This window comes from Psychrobacter sp. W2-37-MNA-CIBAN-0211 (assembly GCF_040309405.1).
GTDB classification, from domain to species: Bacteria; Pseudomonadota; Gammaproteobacteria; order Pseudomonadales; family Moraxellaceae; genus Psychrobacter; species Psychrobacter glaciei.
In genome coordinates, this window is sequence record NZ_JBEOOU010000001.1 from 447,073 (window position 1) to 462,899 (window position 15,827).

Here is a 15,827-nt window from a genome sequence, read left to right on the forward strand (position 1 = left end):
TGAGAGAGTTGATTGGTAGGATAAATACTAGACGATATTCTTATAGCTGCATCAAGCGCTTGTAGCTCTGACTAACCATTCCACCAGCTCACGAGCAGGAGCGTCGCTCAAACACTGCGGACAGTTCAGATAGGTCATTACGCAGTCGTTTAAATCAGTCAGCGTATGTAGTAATAATCCCAAACCAATTATTTTATACGGCTTAGGTAAAAACAACATAGCTGCATATACTGCCATCGCATAATAAGTATGGAGTGGATGAAAGTTAATACTGCATCGATTGGGCGAGAAAATAGGCGTAGCTAGTAGGTGATCTAGATCCACTAGCATAGTTGCTAACAAGATCAAATATACGCGTTTATAGTCATTACGAAAAAATGTATAGGCGATAATCAACGGCATACCGAAATGTAGAAAATAATGGATAACGGTTTGAATCATCGTTTTTTCCAGCTCAAGATAGTTTGCAGTGGCACATCAATCTCAGATAAAACATAAGGCATTTTTCGCCTTCCGAATGCGTATGAAATATATTCATCATACACTCACTTCCTCTTTATCGTACCTGTCCAGAAAACAGCTAGTCCTGTTAGAGTATACCCCAGCGGAACCAGCTATTTCACCCCTCAGACGTATTAACAGACCACTTAAAACAGACTGGTATAATGGAACCACTTATATCAGAGTGTTTTTGATGATGCGATGATTCATAAATAAATAGGCATTGCTGACACTAAAGTGACCCAATACTGCGTGACAACTCTCGCTCAGGCACCAGTTTTATACAAGAGGTCTATTAATAAGCGATTTATCGGCCATCTCCTTTGCCATCAATAATGCTTGGTATAAGCTGGTAGCACTTGCACCACCACGTCCTGCTAAATCAAGCGCCGTACCATGATCGACCGAGGTACGAATATAAGGCAATCCTAAGGTAAGATTAACCGTATCACCAAAACCATGCGATTTTAGCACCGGCAACCCTTGGTCATGATACATAGCAATCACTGCATCACAGTTTGCTAAATGTCTAGGGGTAAATAACGTATCCGCTGGCATCGCCTCTGATATATCTACTCCTGCACCGATAAACTCATTTAACACTGGATTGATAATCTCGATCTCTTCGACACCCAAATGTCCGCCCTCGCCTGCATGTGGATTAAGACCACAAACCAAAATGCGTGGCTGCATTAAGCCAAACTTCTCTCGCATATCATCGATAACGATTTGTACCGTTTGGCGGACATTATCAGCAGTGATGGCGGCAGGAATATCTTTTAGTGCCAGATGCGTGGTGACGAGCGCCACTTTCATGGCTTGATTAGCAAGCATCATGACGACTTTCTCACAGCCACTTTGCTGCATAAAAAACTCAGTATGACCGCTAAACATCGTGCCATCGAGCAATTTTATACCAGCATCTATTAAGGCAGATTTTTGCAATGGTCCTGTGACGATAGCAGCAACTGCTTTGTTGGTTGCCAACTGGTGGGCAACCGCTAATTGCGTGGCGACCATCGCTGAATTACTGATATTAATTTGTCCATGAACGACTGGCGCAGCACAAGGCGTATTCAGCAGAATAAAAGCACTATCGCTGTTCACAGTTTGCTGTGGTAGTTGACTTAAAAAATCATCAGCTTCTATATTTGCATCCATCGTTTGCCAAGCTGGATAGCTTTCGAGTACGCCTGCCATTACAAGTGTATCTGCGCGCTTTTGCATAGCGGTGCTATCTGCCGTAACCCAAATGGGACGTTCAAAATCTTGCAACTTACCTTCAGCCGCTAATAGCAGTACGACGTCCATACCAATACCAGCAGGCTCACCTGTTGTAATAAGCAGCGGCAGTCTTTTATTCGTCATAACAATGACCTTATTTCAAATTAAGTAATTGATTTTATTCTATTTATAATTGAACTTATCATATTCTGTATCTGGGCGTTATATTCTATTTCACAGTCTAGGAATTTCTATAGCTACGGATTTAGTTATTTATCTCGTCTAAAAAAAGCACATAATGTGTTAAACTTTCGCCTCTGATTGTAGCATTTACAAGCAAGCGCAAGACCGCCTTTTATTACTTTTTGCGTTTTAGAACTTCTTATATTCTGGTATTTTTACCATAGAGTATGCCTGACTTGTTTTGCTACATGACCAACCCACATTCTTATACCGATTTTTAACTCATTAGGCACTCATGGCAGATACTGAAAAAACCGACGACTTACTCAATCAAACTCCGCCGCACAATATCGATATTGAAAAGGCTTTGCTTGCGTCTTTGATGAGTATCGAAGAGGCGTACGATAAAATTGCGGATATCGTCACAAAAGATGACTTCTACGCTGGACGACATCAATATATTTTTGATGCCATTGCCCATTTGGCAGCCGTCAATGAACCTTATGATACGGTCATGGTACACGACTGGCTAGAAGCGCAGAAATTACTCAAAGGTGCAGGTGGTGACAGTTACTTAGCAGATATTTTGAGCCAAAGTCCCGCCACTTTATTTAACCTCACCGCTTACGCTCAGCGTGTACGTGAGCTATCTACTCTACGCCAACTGATCACTACTGGCAATGAGATGCTAGCGCTTGCCTATAATCCTAAAAGCCAAAGTGTTAGTGATATTTTGGACAGTGTCGAGGGCAAAATATTTAGTATCAATGAGCAGCACAATAAACGTGCCGAACAACGTGGCCCTGTGGGCATCACCTCCGTGCTGACCAATGTCATCGACAAAATTCAAGAGCTTAAATCCAATCCCGACGGCATGATTGGGTTGCAGACGCCATTCGCTGAGTTGAACAATAAAACGCAGGGGCTGCAAGCAGGCGATTTGATCATTGTCGCCGCTCGTCCTTCTATGGGTAAAACCACCTTTGCCATGAACTTGGCAGAGGGGATTTTATTTAACGAAGATTTACCGGTTGTAGTGTTTTCGATGGAGATGCCCGCAGAGTCTATCGTCATGCGCTTGCTGTCGTCGTGGGGTGCGATTAATCAGACACACTTGCGTTCGGGACAAATGAATGAAGACGAATGGGCAAAAATGATGAACGCCATTCAACATCTCCAATCAAAGCACCTTTATATTGATGATAGTACCGCTCTGCCACCGTCTGAGATGCGCTCACGCTGTCGCCGTATCGCCAAAAACCACGATGGCAAGCTTGGTGCTATCGTGGTCGATTACCTACAGTTAATGAAAGTACCCAATCTTGATGGCAACCGTGTAGGAGAAATCTCAGAAATTTCTCGTAGTTTAAAAGCATTGGCACGTGAGCTTGAATGTCCCGTCATTGCGTTATCGCAGCTTAACCGCAGTCTAGAAAACCGCCCTAACAAACGTCCTATCATGTCGGATTTGCGTGAATCGGGTGCGATTGAGCAGGATGCCGATTTGATTATGTTTATCTATCGTGATGAGGTCTATAATGAAAACTCAGACCACAAAGGTGTGGCTGAAATTATCATCGGTAAACAACGTAACGGCCCTATCGGTACGCTACGGTTAGGCTTTGAGGGTCAATTTACCCGCTTTATTAACTTAACGCCCGAGTACTATCAAAACGCCAGCTTTGAGAATGATGAATAACCAATCTTATAAAGTTTAAGTTTGATAAAGACGTAGAGGCTCGATCATCAATTAACAAATAATTTTTCAGAAAATAGCCAGTGCTGCATTAGCCAATTGATGCCGTACTGGCTTTATAACTTCATAATTCTACTCATAAAGAAGGCGATTATGCGCACCATTACTATAAAACCAAAAGCCATTACCCATAACCTCAATCAAGTAAAACAACGAGCACCGCAGTCTAAAGTTCTGGCGATGGTCAAATCCAACGCTTACGGGCACGGCGTGGCAGCAGTCCTGCCAGCATTACAGCAAGCAGATGGCATCGGTGTCGCCACCTTAACTGAAGCGCTAGAAGCCAGAAAATTGGGGTGGGATAAAACCATAGGATTGGTAGAAGGTGCGTTTACCGCCGATGAATGGCAACAAGCGATTGATCATGAGATTAGCTGCGTGATTCACCACAGACCACAGCTAGAATGGGCCCTGCAAAACATTCCGCCAACTGGCAGTGCAACTAGAGTGGCTTGGCTTAAATACAATACGGGTATGAACCGTTTGGGTTTCAATGCTGAAGGCGTATTATCAGCAGCCCAGCGTTTACATGAAGCAGGCTATCAGCTGATACTAGCCACGCATTTTGCCAATGCTGATGACCACGACCACCCATTAAATGCGATGCAAATTCAGCGTTTCTCAGACGTATTATCGACTTTACAAAGTACTATTAGCTCAGATATCAAAGGCTCATTATGCAATTCTGCTGGTATCGTTAATTTTCCAGAGCACCATTATGATTGGGTACGTCCAGGCATCATCTTATATGGTAGCTCACCTGTTACTGACCAAAGCGCACAGGAATTAAACTTGCAAGCAGCGATGGATTTTAGTGCTCAAATCATTGCGCTACAGACTGTCAGTGCCAATGATGCTATCGGCTACGGTAGTCGCTGGCAAGCTCAGCAAGATACCAGAACGGCCTTAGTGAGTGTAGGCTATGGAGATGGCTATCCGCGTGTGGTCACAGGCGACGCTTATGTCACCGTCATCGATGCTAGCAGCAATCAAAGCCACCGTTGTCCTGTGATTGGGCGTGTGGCAATGGATATGATAGTCGTTGATATCAGTAGCGCACCCGAGAGTCTTGGTATAGATAGTAAAGTGGTTCTTTGGGGCGATGCGCCGCGCGTCGATGAAGTCGCAGGACATGCGGGCACGATTAGCTACGAGCTACTGTGCCGCCTCAGCATACGTCCAAACCGTGTACTGGCGTAGTCATCGAAACCTATCAGGATTTAACGGCTAACCACTCTGTTTAACGCATTTGGTGAGCCATTGAATCTTGATAAAATTGCCCGTTTACATTGAAAGTAAATACGCTATACTAAAAGTTTGTTGTCAACCCAGTATACGCACTTAACACGCACTGACGCGATGCTATTGAACACTGATGACGTTTCACTGACTGCGATCGACTGCTAGGATTACTATGAGTTTGCGCCATTTTTTGACCTTATCTGATTTAACCAAACAAGAACTAGAAAACCTAATCAAACGCGCAAGCGAGCTGCGTAAGATGCAACACGCAGGCGAGATATATCAGCCTTTTGTGGGTCGTACGCTTGGCATGATATTTGAAAAGTCATCGACTCGTACCCGCATCTCGTTTGAGACTGGCATGGGTCAATTTGGTGGCAATGCTATATTTTTATCACCGAACGACACACAGCTCGGTCGCGGTGAGCCATTAGAAGATTCAGCACGTGTGATCTCTAGCATGGTTGATATCATCATGATTCGTACCTTTGGGCACGAAAAAGTTGAGACTTTTGCTGAATACTCAAGTGTACCTATTATCAATGCGTTGACCGATGATTATCATCCCTGCCAATTACTGGCAGATATGCAGACCTACTATGAGCATCGCGGCAGTATCGAAAACAAAATCGTGACATGGGTCGGTGATGGCAACAATATGTGCTCATCATTTATGCAAGCTGCCAATCAGTTTGGCTTTGAATTACGTGTGGCTGCGCCTTATGGATTTGAGCCTGATCCAAAGCTCATGGAGCGCTTCTCGCATTGCGTCAGTCTAGTAGAAAACGTGCAAGATGCGGCAAAAGACGCCAATTTAATCGTCACCGACGTGTGGGCAAGTATGGGGCAAGAGTCAGAGCAAAACACGCGCGCGCGTCGTTTCGCGCCTTATCAAGTAACACCTTCTCTATTAGACAAAGCTGATCCTGAAGTGGTGTTTATGCACTGCTTGCCAGCCCATCGTGGCGAAGAGATTTCCCATGATATGCTAAATGATCCCCGCTCTGTCGTTTGGGACGAAGCCGAAAACCGCTTACATGCCCAAAAGGCATTGATGGAGTTTTTGCTAAAAGATAAGATCAAAATTTAAGAAATATAGCGATAAGCTATTTATCAACGAGCAAAAAACAAAAAGGCAAATCACTGTAGATGTGATTTGCCTTTTTGTTTTTTGCTATCAATTCGGTACATTATGATCAAGAAATTTTAACGAGTAAGTGTGATTACCCCATCACTACCTGCTTTTAACAACACATCGGCTTGGTTGGCGGCAAAGATACCATTACAGACCACACCAACGATATTATTCAACTCTTTCTCAAGCGCTATTGGATTGCTCACATCTAAGTCATACGTATCTAAAATCACATTGCCATAATCGGTGACAAAATCATCACGGTAAACAGGATCACCGCCCAGACGAGCTAGCTGCCGCGCCACATACGAGCGTGCTTGTGGTAATACTTCGATCGGTACTGGGAACGCGCGGCCTAGTATTTCGACACTCTTACTCTCATCGACCATACATATAAATTTATTAGAGGCAGCTGCCACGATTTTTTCACGCGTGAGTGCCCCGCCGCCACCTTTGATCAATTGCAAGTGTTCATTGACTTCATCAGCACCATCAATATAAACATCTAGCGTACCAGCAAAGTTCAAATCGACTATTTCAATGCCAAGCGCACGAAGCTTATCTTCAGTCACTTGTGAGCTGGCAACCGCGCCAGCAAGCTTTAACTGCGGCAAGAGCTCAATCAAACAGTTGACCGTACTGCCTGTGCCTACCCCAAGTATCATACCGTCTTCGATATAGCTTAGCGCTGCTTTGGCGGCGGCTTGCTTCTGTGCTTGCTGATCACTCATCATAAATCCTTGGTAAAATAAACGTATCGTTTCAAAAAAGTAAATGGCAAAAGAGGTAAAATGCGCGGCTATTATAACCGATGACTTTAATGGATGTCAGCGTATAGCCGGTTCTGATAGCAAGATATCACGTCAATCTTTTACAATCGAGATAAATGTGGCAACCAAAATACCAAGGCTAGCAGCGTGGCTAATAATACTGGCGGTGTAATAATTAGCCCGATTTTCATATACTGCCCCCAGCTTATTTTATAATCTTTTTCTGCCAATACATGCAGCCACAATAAGGTTGCCAGACTTCCAATAGGCGTAAATTTTGGACCCAAATCATTGCCAATCACATTGGCATAAATCATCAGCTCACGAGTAGCGGCAGGTACTTGCGCGCTATCAATCGCTAATGCGCCTACGAGAGTAGATGGCATATTGTTCATGACTGAAGCCACAATGGCGGAAAGAAACCCAGTCCCTAATGTTGCTATGAGATTGCCTTGCTGCCCTAACCAAGTTAAAACGTGAGCACCATAAGCGGTTAACCCTGCATTACCCAAACCATAAACCACCAAATACATACCGATTGAAAACAACACGATCTGCCAAGGCGCTTTACGTACAATGTCAGACACAGAAATGACAGCACCTTGACCACCTTGCCACCAGCGACCTGCGATAGCCATTAGCAGTAGCGCGGCGACTCCGGTGACGAGTGAAATAGGCAATCCCAAGGATTCCGTTGCAAAATAAGCAACCAGTAACAATGCCAATAGCGGAAAAGCCGCTCTAAAAACTAACGGATCTTCGATAGCAGACATTGGCGCACTAAGATTGGCAATGGCATAGTGTTTTGGGATTTGACGAGCATATACAACCCATAGCACTGCTAATGTCGCGATGACAGAGACGATGTTTACCGGCACCATGACCGCCGCATAACGTCCAAAGCCAATATCAAAATAGTTGGCGCTGACGATATTGACCAAATTAGACGTAATTAAAGGCAGGCTGGCGGTATCAGCAATGAAGCCTGTCGCAATGATAAAAGCCAAAGCGGATGGCGGTGAGAACTTAAGACGTAGCAAGATAGCAATGACAATCGGTGTCAATAATAATGCCGCACCATCATTGGCAAAAAAAGCTGAAATGAACGCACCCAATATTACAATCATGGGAAACAACAAGCGTCCTTGCCCATTACCAAGTCTGGCCACATGTAGAGCCGCCCAACCAAAAAATCCTGCTTTATCTAAGATAAGCGAGATAATAATAAGCGCCACAAAGGTAAAAGTCGCATCCCAAACGATGTCCCATACCACCCCGACATCGGATAACTGCACCACGCCGAAAGCCAAGGCGATCAATGCACCGCCCATTGCGCTCCAACCAATGCCCAATCCTTTGGGCTGCCATATCACCAAAACCAAAGTCACGATAAAAATAATGAGTGCGAGCATGGAGCAACCTTATTTACAGCGTATTTATTGTATAGTCAGTGAAAAGTAATATCGATACATCATGCACTACTGATATCAATTTTTTGTAGCCTCTGTCTGCGCAGGCACAGCAAGCAAGAAAAATTGATATCAGCAGTGCCGTAGCGTTTTTAGGGTGTTTTGACTATATAAGAGATTAGATCGATTTTTGATTGACACGTTGCGACACTGCTTCAGCGTTTTCAACCCGTTCTGAATAGCGATCAGTCAGATAGGCTGAACGCCCACGAGTGAGCCAAGTGAACTTCACCAACTCTTCGCAGACATCCACAAGACGCAGATATAAGGGCGACTTATCCATACGATTATCATCATTAAATTCTAAAAAGGCCTTAGGGATAGACGATTGATTCGGGATAGTAATCATCCGCATCCAACGCCCAAGGATACGCAATTGATTGACCGTATTAAAGCTTTGGCTGCCACCGCTGACTTGCATTACGGCTAAGGTCTTACCTTGGGTCGGACGTACGCCACCCAATGACAATGGAATCCAATCGATTTGCGCTTTCATAATACTAGTAATGCTGCCATGACGTTCTGGACTGACCCACAGCATGCCTTCTGACCACTGCGCCAGCTCGCGTAACTCTTGTACTTTTGAATGGTCGCTATCAGCATCGTCAGGCAATGGCAAACCCGATGGATTAAAAATCCGCACCTCACAGCCATACCAACGCAGTAAACGGCTAGCCTCTTCAGCCGCCAGTCTAGAAAAAGAGCGCTCACGTAGCGAACCGTATAGCACCAATATCTTGGGTGGGTGTCGTGGGTCGTTTGTACTAACTAATGACTCAATATCAATAGGTTGTATATTGAGTGAATCAATATTGGGCAAGTCACTTAGATTAGACAAGTCATCTACGTCAGGTTGCCCTATATTAACCTTAACCATGATGTAGAAACTCTCCATCTTCTTTAGTAAAGCTACTGACTGGATTGTCTAATAATTCAAACACTCGCTCGGATGGTCGGCATAGCGCTGCGCCCTTATTGGTGAGCACAATAGGACGGTTGATTAAAATAGGATGCGCAATCATGGCATCGATAATCTGATCATCAGATAGCTCAGGATTATCTAATCCCAACTCATCATTAATGGCTTCCTTACTTCGTAATAACTTTCTTGGGGAGATATTCATCTTTGCCAACAGCTCTACTAAGTATTCACGGGCTGGTGGGGTTTTTAAGTATTCCACGACTTCTGGATGCTCACCAGATGCCTTCATAATGGCTAACGTATTACGAGAAGTACCGCATTTTGGATTGTGAAAAATTAAGGATGTCATAGCAATTTCACCTATTTTATCAATGTAATTTATTAAGTGGGTTTGGCTTGGTATTAGTTTAAATGACTGTCTTTATTGTCAGATATATCACTTTCACATCCGTTTAAACTGCTCATAAGCGATGCGCATAATTCTGGATGTCCTGCACAACAATCTTGCAATAAAAACTGCACAACAGCTTCCATATGCGACAATGAGGCGCGATAGATTATCTGTCGGCTGTGACGTTGAGAGACCACCCACCCCGCTCGTGCCAGCACCGATAGATGCGCTGACATGGTGTTATGGGGCACTGACAATTGACGGGCTATTTCACCCGCAGGCAGACCTTCAGGCTCTTGACTAACAAGCAACCTAAAAGCCTTAAGACGAGTATCTTGAGAGAGCGCAGCAAAGCTTGCGATAGCATTGGTTATTTCCATATGTCCAATAATATAGACATATGGAAATAATTCAATGTTTTTTAATAAAATATTTATAGACAACCAACTTCATCTTTCATCAAAATTTTAAATCATGCAAAAACTGCAATTGTGTCTTGCAAGATAGTTAAAATCAGCATAGGCTAATCTATTTCGTTTTTATATTCACTTTTTTAGGAATCATTATGCTGTCACACTGGGTACGAGCCATCTTGCAAGCCACCGTTTATGACGTTGCTATTCAAACGCCACTAGAAGCGGCACCCAAGCTGACCCAACGTTTTGCTAATGATATTCGTTTTAAACGCGAAGATTTACAACCGGTCAAATCCTTTAAATTGCGCGGTGCTTATAACCGCATCAGCCAATTGAGCGATGAGCAAAAAGCACGCGGTGTCATTTGTGCTTCAGCGGGCAACCATGCACAAGGGGTTGCCTACTCTGCGCGCAAATTATCGCTTAACAACATCATTGTCATGCCGACCACCACACCCGATATCAAAGTGGATGCGGTGAGAGCGCTTGGCGGGAATGTCGACTTACATGGTGATAGCTTTGACCAAGCCAACCGCTATGCGATTGATCGTGCTGAGCGTGAAGGCTTAACCTTCATTCCACCTTACGATGATGAGCTGGTTATCGCCGGACAAGGTACCATTGGACTTGAGCTGACCCAACAGTGGCGTAATATGGATTACGTCTTCGTCGCGGTTGGCGGTGGTGGTCTCATCTCAGGTGTCGCAGCCTTCCTAGGTGAAGTGGCGCCGCACGTTAAAGTCATCGCTGTAGAAGCAGAACAATCGGCCTGCCTAAAAGCGGCGTTAGAGACTGGCGAACGCGTAAAACTTGAGCAAGTAGGACTGTTCGTCGATGGTGTGGCGGTCGCGCAAATTGGTGAATTGCCTTTTAATATCGTCCGTATGCAAAAAAGTGATAACTCAGGGCCTTTGGTCGAGCCTGAGGTCGTTACTTGTACCAATGATGAAGTCTGTGCGGCGGTCAAAGACATCTTTGAAGAAAACCGTAGCATCGTTGAGCCTGCTGGCGCGTTACCCGTTGCGGGCATGAAAAAATATATCGAAGCTCATAATCTACAAGGCAAAAACTGCGTAAGCATCATCTGCGGTGCCAATATGAACTTTGACCGTCTGCGCTACATCGCTGAGCGTACTGAGATAGGTGAGAAAAAAGAAGCCATCTTTGGCGTGACAATTCCTGAGCAGACTGGGGCATTCTTAAACTTCTGCCGTAGCCTACATGGTCGTAATATCACCGAGTTTAACTACCGTGCCGATAGCAAAAAATCACCAGACTCGATGGAGCCTGCAGCCATATTCGTCGGAATCGCCCTAAAAGAAGGGGATAAAGAACGCAAAACCATCAGCAATCAGTTGGCAGACGATGGTTATACCGCGCATGACCTAACCGATGATGATATCGCCAAATCACATATCCGTCATTTGATTGGTGGTCACGCACATGTCGAAAATGAGCAACTGTTAAAGATTGCTTTTCCTGAACGTCCTGGGGCGTTGCTTACTTTCTTAGAAAAGCTGGGCGATGATTTTAATATTACCTTGTTCCATTACCGCAATCATGGTGCTGCTGAAGGCCGTGTATTGGTTGGTCTACAAGCCTCTGAAAGTAATTCACGTTTATTACAAGACGCCCTACTTGATATCGGCTATGACTGTACGACTATTACCGACAATATCGGCTATCAACTGTTTTTGAAATAAACAGAATAGCGATAAGCCATTCTCTAGCATGGCCGTTTTTTAATGCATCAAAAAATGGCCATTAATGCATTCGTAGAGGTTGTTCGTTTGTAGAAATCATTAACTTGTAGTGATTGTAATGTAGTGGTTATCAAACAATGTAGCGGTTATAAACAGGTACTGAGCGATGATTAAGAAAATATTAATAACCGTTATATTGCTCGTTTTAGCACTTGTGGGTTATAAGTTGCTTCAACCTAAAGACGCCACGAACACTCCTACCACTGAAGTTATGGCTGACCGTCCTGCTAATGGTGCTTTCACATCTACTGACTTCGATGATATACCACCAACCTATGTCGATTTAGAGGCAACTTCACCATCAGTCTCAGTGGTAAATCCAGTATTAGCGTCACAAACAACCGTGGCAAGCTTTTCGTGTGACGGTAGAAAACATTGTTCCCAAATGACATCCTGTGCAGAAGCAACTTACTTCTCCAACCACTGCCCCAACACAAAAATGGATGGTAACCATGATGGCATACCCTGTGAGAAACAATGGTGTAAATGATTTTATATAAAGCATAAATTGAGAGACTGCTATGCATGTTCCATCAATGGCTAAGTCGAAGCTTCCATGCTCAGCACTATTGGCGATGAAAATCTACTTTTACATATTTTAATAGCTTTCTGCTCTTTCAATTGGCAAAAAAAGCACCATTATTATCTTACTTTATTGATATCTATGAGGTTTTGATGAGTAAACGCAATAAAAACCACAATCAACCCAGCCATAGCCAACCTGATGCTGTGCGTATGCGTCTTGATAAATGGTTATGGTCAGCGCGTTTTTATCGCACCCGTACCCTTGCCAAAGAAGCCATCGAGAGCGGACGGGTACATTATGCAGGTAGTCGTGTAAAGACCAGCAAAGAGATTGCCGTTGGAGATGAATTGAGTATTCGCCAAGGCTCAGCCACTGCCATGACTGAAAAAACCGTCATTGTCGAATCGCTAACAGCGCAACGTGGTAATGCAGTTGCCGCGCAAGTATTGTATTCAGAGACTGAGGAGAGCGAAGAGCGCCGTGCTTATCATGCTGAGCAGCGCAAACTTGCCAACCTTGCCCGCCCTGATAACAAACCCAATAAGAAAGAGCGACGCGACATACAACGCTTTAAGAACAAACAAGACTGACAGCTATAGTCAAATCCACTATAAAAGTGTGACAGCGTTGACCTCGCTTGAAGTATAACCTATACCTTTGCATTCGGTTGCCTTGTACCACTTTCAAATTGAACCGACTATACTAACGTTAATAAATCATTCTATCTCTAAAAGCTGAGCAGCTTTTAGAGATAATCACTTGCGTGACCCTATTGTTTAGCTTCTACCCTTGCCATTCAAGGTATTAAGCGTTACGCTGATTACTTATTTATCTACTAGATAGCATGCTCATAAACCGCATCATCAATGCCGGTTTTTTATGGCATGTTTTTTTTGTTGTAAGAAAAGGTCATATTATGCTGATGAAAACTTGTACCCCATCGTCCGTATTATTGGTTTGTTTAGGGAATATTTGCCGGTCACCAACTGCTGAGGAAGTTTTTCGTCAGCAAGCGGCGATTGCAGGCTTATCGATCAAGGTAGATTCAGCAGGCACTGGCGACTGGCATATTGGTCATGCGCCAGATGAGCGTGCACAGCGCCATGCAAAAGCATACGGTTACAAAATCAACAAACTGGTTGCCCGCCAAGTAAGTGCTGATGACTTTCGTAACTTTGAGTTAATACTGGCAATGGACACGCAAAATTTAGCCGACCTACAAGCCATTAAAGACAGTCTCTCGGATCCAGATGACAATTTAGCAAAGTTGGCGTTATTCAGTGAAGAAGACCCTACTTATGGCGGCGATGACGTGCCAGACCCTTATAAAGGCGATAGCGATGCCTTTGAAGAAGTGATTGAACGGATTGAGTCAAGCGCACAGGCTTGGATCGAAAGTTGGAAGACTTGCTAGCAATACCGTCCATATTTATGCTACTTTTATAGACTGTATCCTTTATAATAAACACCGCATCATTTTTTGTTTATTTGCCCCATAGGCTATGTTATGACCTCAGCTGTGCATCTTGAATCCCGCGACCAACACCTTGTATCAACTGAGTTACCGATTGACTTATTCAGTGCGCAGTCGGTCGATTTGTCGCATGGCAATACCATGGCGTTGGCCTGTGTCGCTGACGCTGTCGTGACCTTGACAGATGAGGCGCAGCTAGACAGTTTTATGACAAGCTATATCAATAATTCTGAGCATAAGCCATCGTTATTCGTCTTATCTGGCGGTAGCAACGTGTTATTGCCCGCGCAGTTAACGGCGACGGTATTACAGCCACAGATGCGCGGTATCAGCCTAGTGGCAGAGACAGATAGCTACGTCGATATTGAAGTGATGGCGGGTGAGAACTGGCATGATTTAGTGATTCATACTGTTGAGCAAGGCTGGTATGGATTAGAAAATCTGGCACTGATACCTGGTCTAACGGGTGCAGCACCAGTACAAAACATCGGCGCTTACGGTGTCCAACTAGAGGACTGTTTACAATACGTCCGTGCTTATCATTTACCAACTCAAACGTGGCATCGTCTATCGCTAACAGACTGCCAATTTGGTTATCGCGATAGTATTTTTAAGCACACGCCTAATACATGGTTGATCAGCCGCGTTGGCTTTAGATTGCATACCGATGCCAGTAGAATCCTAGCTAATTATGGCGATGTGTACACAGTGGCGCAGCGCTATGCTGAACAGCAACATCGTGAGCAACCCACTCCCGCTGACGTCATGCAAGCCATCATCGATATTCGTCAGCAAAAACTCCCTGATCCTAAGCAGCTGCCTAATTGTGGCAGTTTTTTTCAGAATCCTATTATTCCTCAAGCACAGTTTACTGCCCTACAACAGACTTATCCTGCTATCGTTGGCTACCCTATGCCCGAGGCAATGGTAAAGGTTGCTGCTGGTTGGTTGATTGAACAGGCTGGTTTAAAAGGTGGCGGTATCGCCCCTATTGTCACCCATCAGCAGCAAGCACTGGTGCTGACCAATCACACCCCTTATCGAGCAACCCAAGATGATGTCGCGACAGCTCAGCGCTATATCGCTGCTACCGTATATGAAAAATTTGCCATTCAGTTATCGCGTGAGCCTGTTTGGATAAATGCAGACGGCTCCATTGGGTATGATGAGCATGTGGTCTAAGCGGCTATTATCTAAGCGATTATGGCGATACTATTTGCGATCAGCCGAACGTATGGTGAAGCTGTTTCGCATCATTAACGTCACCTTTTTGCTCGGCTCAACCTCTGTCATTTTAGTGCTCATTAGCTTATTCACCCCGCTATTTTCGCAAGCGGTCGTTTATGTATTTATGCTTTTGCCATTGCCCAGCATGCCATCGGTCGCAAAGAGTTCTCCACCTACCGCTTATGTGGTGCTGGGTGGTGGTCTAACCAACGATCACAATAACCAAATTATCCTCAATAACTACAGTCTCAATCGTGCTCGTACCGCTGCCACTGCTTATCATGATTTACCCTTGCCTATTGTTCTCAGTGGTGCCGAAGCACCTTGGCTCGGTCAATGGCTCATCGAGCATGGCATTGATGGTCTGATAAGCGAAAACGCCAGTATGAATACGTGCGAAAATGCCCGCTTTACGGCTAAGCGCATTCCGCTACATCATGTTTATCTCATTACTGATGGCTACCATATGGCACGTGCCCGCAGACAATTTGCTCTAAATGGTATCAATAGCACGCCCATCGAGGCACCATTACCTGTCAGGCGTGATTGGATGAAACCAGCACAAAACCTGAGTCACTCACGGCGCGCCGTTTACGAAATCGCGGCCTACTTGCGAGATGTGATACGTCCGCAGATAGACTGTCGCCATGCGAATGACGTGACGTCCGAACAGCTATTGACACCCAGAGGTAATGCCGCAAAAACGCCTGTGCAATAACGTCAGTAATTGGTTCATGCCATGGTTGATTTCCGTGCCTTATATTTATTTTCCAATGATTCGCTCCATCACTTTTACCTCTACAAGTCATCCATTACACTGATGACAAG

General features: G+C 44.5%; 15 protein-coding genes and 1 pseudogene. 9 read left to right on the forward strand and 7 right to left on the reverse strand.

Translation table 11 applies throughout. The features are described 5' to 3' along the window. Positions 1 to 51: 51 nt before the first annotated feature. Complete coding sequence (locus AAEY72_RS01870) at positions 52 to 441, reverse strand: DUF6122 family protein (RefSeq protein ID WP_352309239.1); 390 nt, start codon at positions 439 to 441, stop codon at positions 52 to 54. A gap of 339 nt (positions 442 to 780) precedes the next feature. Continuing rightward, entirely contained in the window at positions 781 to 1,869 is a 1,089-nt protein-coding gene (pdxA, locus tag AAEY72_RS01875) for a 4-hydroxythreonine-4-phosphate dehydrogenase PdxA (protein ID WP_352309240.1), read from the reverse strand. Positions 1,870 to 2,203: 334 nt separating this feature from the next. Between pdxA and dnaB the strand changes: the two genes are divergently transcribed. From dnaB to argF, 3 genes are all read left to right on the forward strand, one after another. After that, entirely contained in the window at positions 2,204 to 3,607 is a 1,404-nt protein-coding gene (gene dnaB, locus AAEY72_RS01880) for a replicative DNA helicase (RefSeq protein WP_010198448.1), read from the forward strand. A 150-nt stretch (positions 3,608 to 3,757) separates the two neighbouring features. Further along, positions 3,758 to 4,864, forward strand: a complete 1,107-nt coding sequence (gene alr / locus AAEY72_RS01885; protein ID WP_352309241.1) for an alanine racemase — start codon at positions 3,758 to 3,760, stop codon at positions 4,862 to 4,864. Between the two features lie 214 nt (positions 4,865 to 5,078). After that, entirely contained in the window at positions 5,079 to 5,996 is a 918-nt protein-coding gene (gene argF, locus AAEY72_RS01890; RefSeq protein ID WP_010198425.1) for an ornithine carbamoyltransferase, read from the forward strand. 116 nt (positions 5,997 to 6,112) lie between these two features. On the opposite strand, the gene rpiA is transcribed toward argF, so the two are convergent. From rpiA to AAEY72_RS01915, 5 genes are all read right to left on the reverse strand, one after another. Further along, positions 6,113 to 6,772 (reverse strand): ribose-5-phosphate isomerase RpiA, encoded by a 660-nt coding sequence (rpiA, locus tag AAEY72_RS01895; protein WP_352309243.1) that lies wholly within the window; start codon positions 6,770 to 6,772, stop codon positions 6,113 to 6,115. A 140-nt stretch (positions 6,773 to 6,912) separates the two neighbouring features. Beyond that, positions 6,913 to 8,223: an arsenic transporter gene (locus AAEY72_RS01900; RefSeq protein ID WP_352309244.1), complete on the reverse strand. Its 1,311-nt coding sequence runs from the start codon at positions 8,221 to 8,223 to the stop codon at positions 6,913 to 6,915. A 175-nt stretch (positions 8,224 to 8,398) separates the two neighbouring features. Next, on the reverse strand, positions 8,399 to 9,157 hold the full coding sequence (gene arsH / locus AAEY72_RS01905) for an arsenical resistance protein ArsH (protein WP_352309245.1): 759 nt from the start codon (positions 9,155 to 9,157) through the stop codon (positions 8,399 to 8,401). Then, a complete protein-coding gene (gene arsC / locus AAEY72_RS01910; protein ID WP_352309246.1) occupies positions 9,150 to 9,551 on the reverse strand; it encodes an arsenate reductase (glutaredoxin) in 402 nt (133 codons plus the stop codon). Before arsC ends, arsH begins: the two co-directional genes overlap by 8 nt. A 53-nt stretch (positions 9,552 to 9,604) precedes the next feature. Continuing rightward, positions 9,605 to 10,036 carry an ArsR/SmtB family transcription factor gene (locus tag AAEY72_RS01915; RefSeq protein ID WP_439293279.1) on the reverse strand — a complete coding sequence of 144 codons (432 nt, stop codon included), beginning with the start codon at positions 10,034 to 10,036 and terminating at the stop codon, positions 9,605 to 9,607. Positions 10,037 to 10,158: 122 nt separating this feature from the next. Here AAEY72_RS01915 and ilvA point away from each other — a divergent pair, with 122 nt between their 5' ends. The 6 genes and pseudogenes from ilvA to AAEY72_RS01945 all read left to right on the forward strand — a co-directional run bounded on the left by ilvA (position 10,159) and on the right by AAEY72_RS01945 (position 15,717). Next, the gene (gene ilvA, locus AAEY72_RS01920) at positions 10,159 to 11,712 is read left to right on the forward strand and encodes a threonine ammonia-lyase, biosynthetic (protein ID WP_352309247.1); all 1,554 of its coding nucleotides are present in this window, start codon (positions 10,159 to 10,161) and stop codon (positions 11,710 to 11,712) included. 409 nt (positions 11,713 to 12,121) lie between these two features. After that, positions 12,122 to 12,262: pseudogene (locus AAEY72_RS01925) on the forward strand (excalibur calcium-binding domain-containing protein); the annotation flags it as partial. A 185-nt stretch (positions 12,263 to 12,447) separates the two neighbouring features. After that, on the forward strand, positions 12,448 to 12,888 hold the full coding sequence (locus AAEY72_RS01930; protein WP_352309248.1) for an RNA-binding S4 domain-containing protein: 441 nt from the start codon (positions 12,448 to 12,450) through the stop codon (positions 12,886 to 12,888). Between the two features lie 326 nt (positions 12,889 to 13,214). Next, on the forward strand, positions 13,215 to 13,712 hold the full coding sequence (locus AAEY72_RS01935) for a low molecular weight protein-tyrosine-phosphatase (RefSeq protein WP_352309249.1): 498 nt from the start codon (positions 13,215 to 13,217) through the stop codon (positions 13,710 to 13,712). Positions 13,713 to 13,805: 93 nt separating this feature from the next. Beyond that, positions 13,806 to 14,954 (forward strand): UDP-N-acetylmuramate dehydrogenase, encoded by a 1,149-nt coding sequence (murB, locus tag AAEY72_RS01940; RefSeq protein ID WP_352309250.1) that lies wholly within the window; start codon positions 13,806 to 13,808, stop codon positions 14,952 to 14,954. A gap of 34 nt (positions 14,955 to 14,988) precedes the next feature. Next, the gene (locus AAEY72_RS01945) at positions 14,989 to 15,717 is read left to right on the forward strand and encodes a YdcF family protein (protein ID WP_227500947.1); all 729 of its coding nucleotides are present in this window, start codon (positions 14,989 to 14,991) and stop codon (positions 15,715 to 15,717) included. Positions 15,718 to 15,827 lie beyond the last annotated feature (110 nt).

What these genes read in the sequence shown, in the direction of transcription:
- arsC (WP_352309246.1), bottom strand. Translation starts at nt 9,551, where the DNA reads ATGACATCCTTAATTTTTCACAATCCAAAATGCGGTACTTCTCGTAAT.
- arsH (WP_352309245.1), bottom strand. Translation starts at nt 9,157, where the DNA reads ATGGTTAAGGTTAATATAGGGCAACCTGACGTAGATGACTTGTCTAAT.
- AAEY72_RS01900 (WP_352309244.1), bottom strand. Translation starts at nt 8,223, where the DNA reads ATGCTCGCACTCATTATTTTTATCGTGACTTTGGTTTTGGTGATATGG.
- argF (WP_010198425.1), top strand. Translation starts at nt 5,079, where the DNA reads ATGAGTTTGCGCCATTTTTTGACCTTATCTGATTTAACCAAACAAGAA.
- pdxA (WP_352309240.1), bottom strand. Translation starts at nt 1,869, where the DNA reads ATGACGAATAAAAGACTGCCGCTGCTTATTACAACAGGTGAGCCTGCT.
- dnaB (WP_010198448.1), top strand. Translation starts at nt 2,204, where the DNA reads ATGGCAGATACTGAAAAAACCGACGACTTACTCAATCAAACTCCGCCG.
- rpiA (WP_352309243.1), bottom strand. Translation starts at nt 6,772, where the DNA reads ATGAGTGATCAGCAAGCACAGAAGCAAGCCGCCGCCAAAGCAGCGCTA.
- AAEY72_RS01935 (WP_352309249.1), top strand. Translation starts at nt 13,215, where the DNA reads ATGCTGATGAAAACTTGTACCCCATCGTCCGTATTATTGGTTTGTTTA.
- alr (WP_352309241.1), top strand. Translation starts at nt 3,758, where the DNA reads ATGCGCACCATTACTATAAAACCAAAAGCCATTACCCATAACCTCAAT.
- AAEY72_RS01870 (WP_352309239.1), bottom strand. Translation starts at nt 441, where the DNA reads ATGATTCAAACCGTTATCCATTATTTTCTACATTTCGGTATGCCGTTG.
- ilvA (WP_352309247.1), top strand. Translation starts at nt 10,159, where the DNA reads ATGCTGTCACACTGGGTACGAGCCATCTTGCAAGCCACCGTTTATGAC.
- murB (WP_352309250.1), top strand. Translation starts at nt 13,806, where the DNA reads ATGACCTCAGCTGTGCATCTTGAATCCCGCGACCAACACCTTGTATCA.
- AAEY72_RS01930 (WP_352309248.1), top strand. Translation starts at nt 12,448, where the DNA reads ATGAGTAAACGCAATAAAAACCACAATCAACCCAGCCATAGCCAACCT.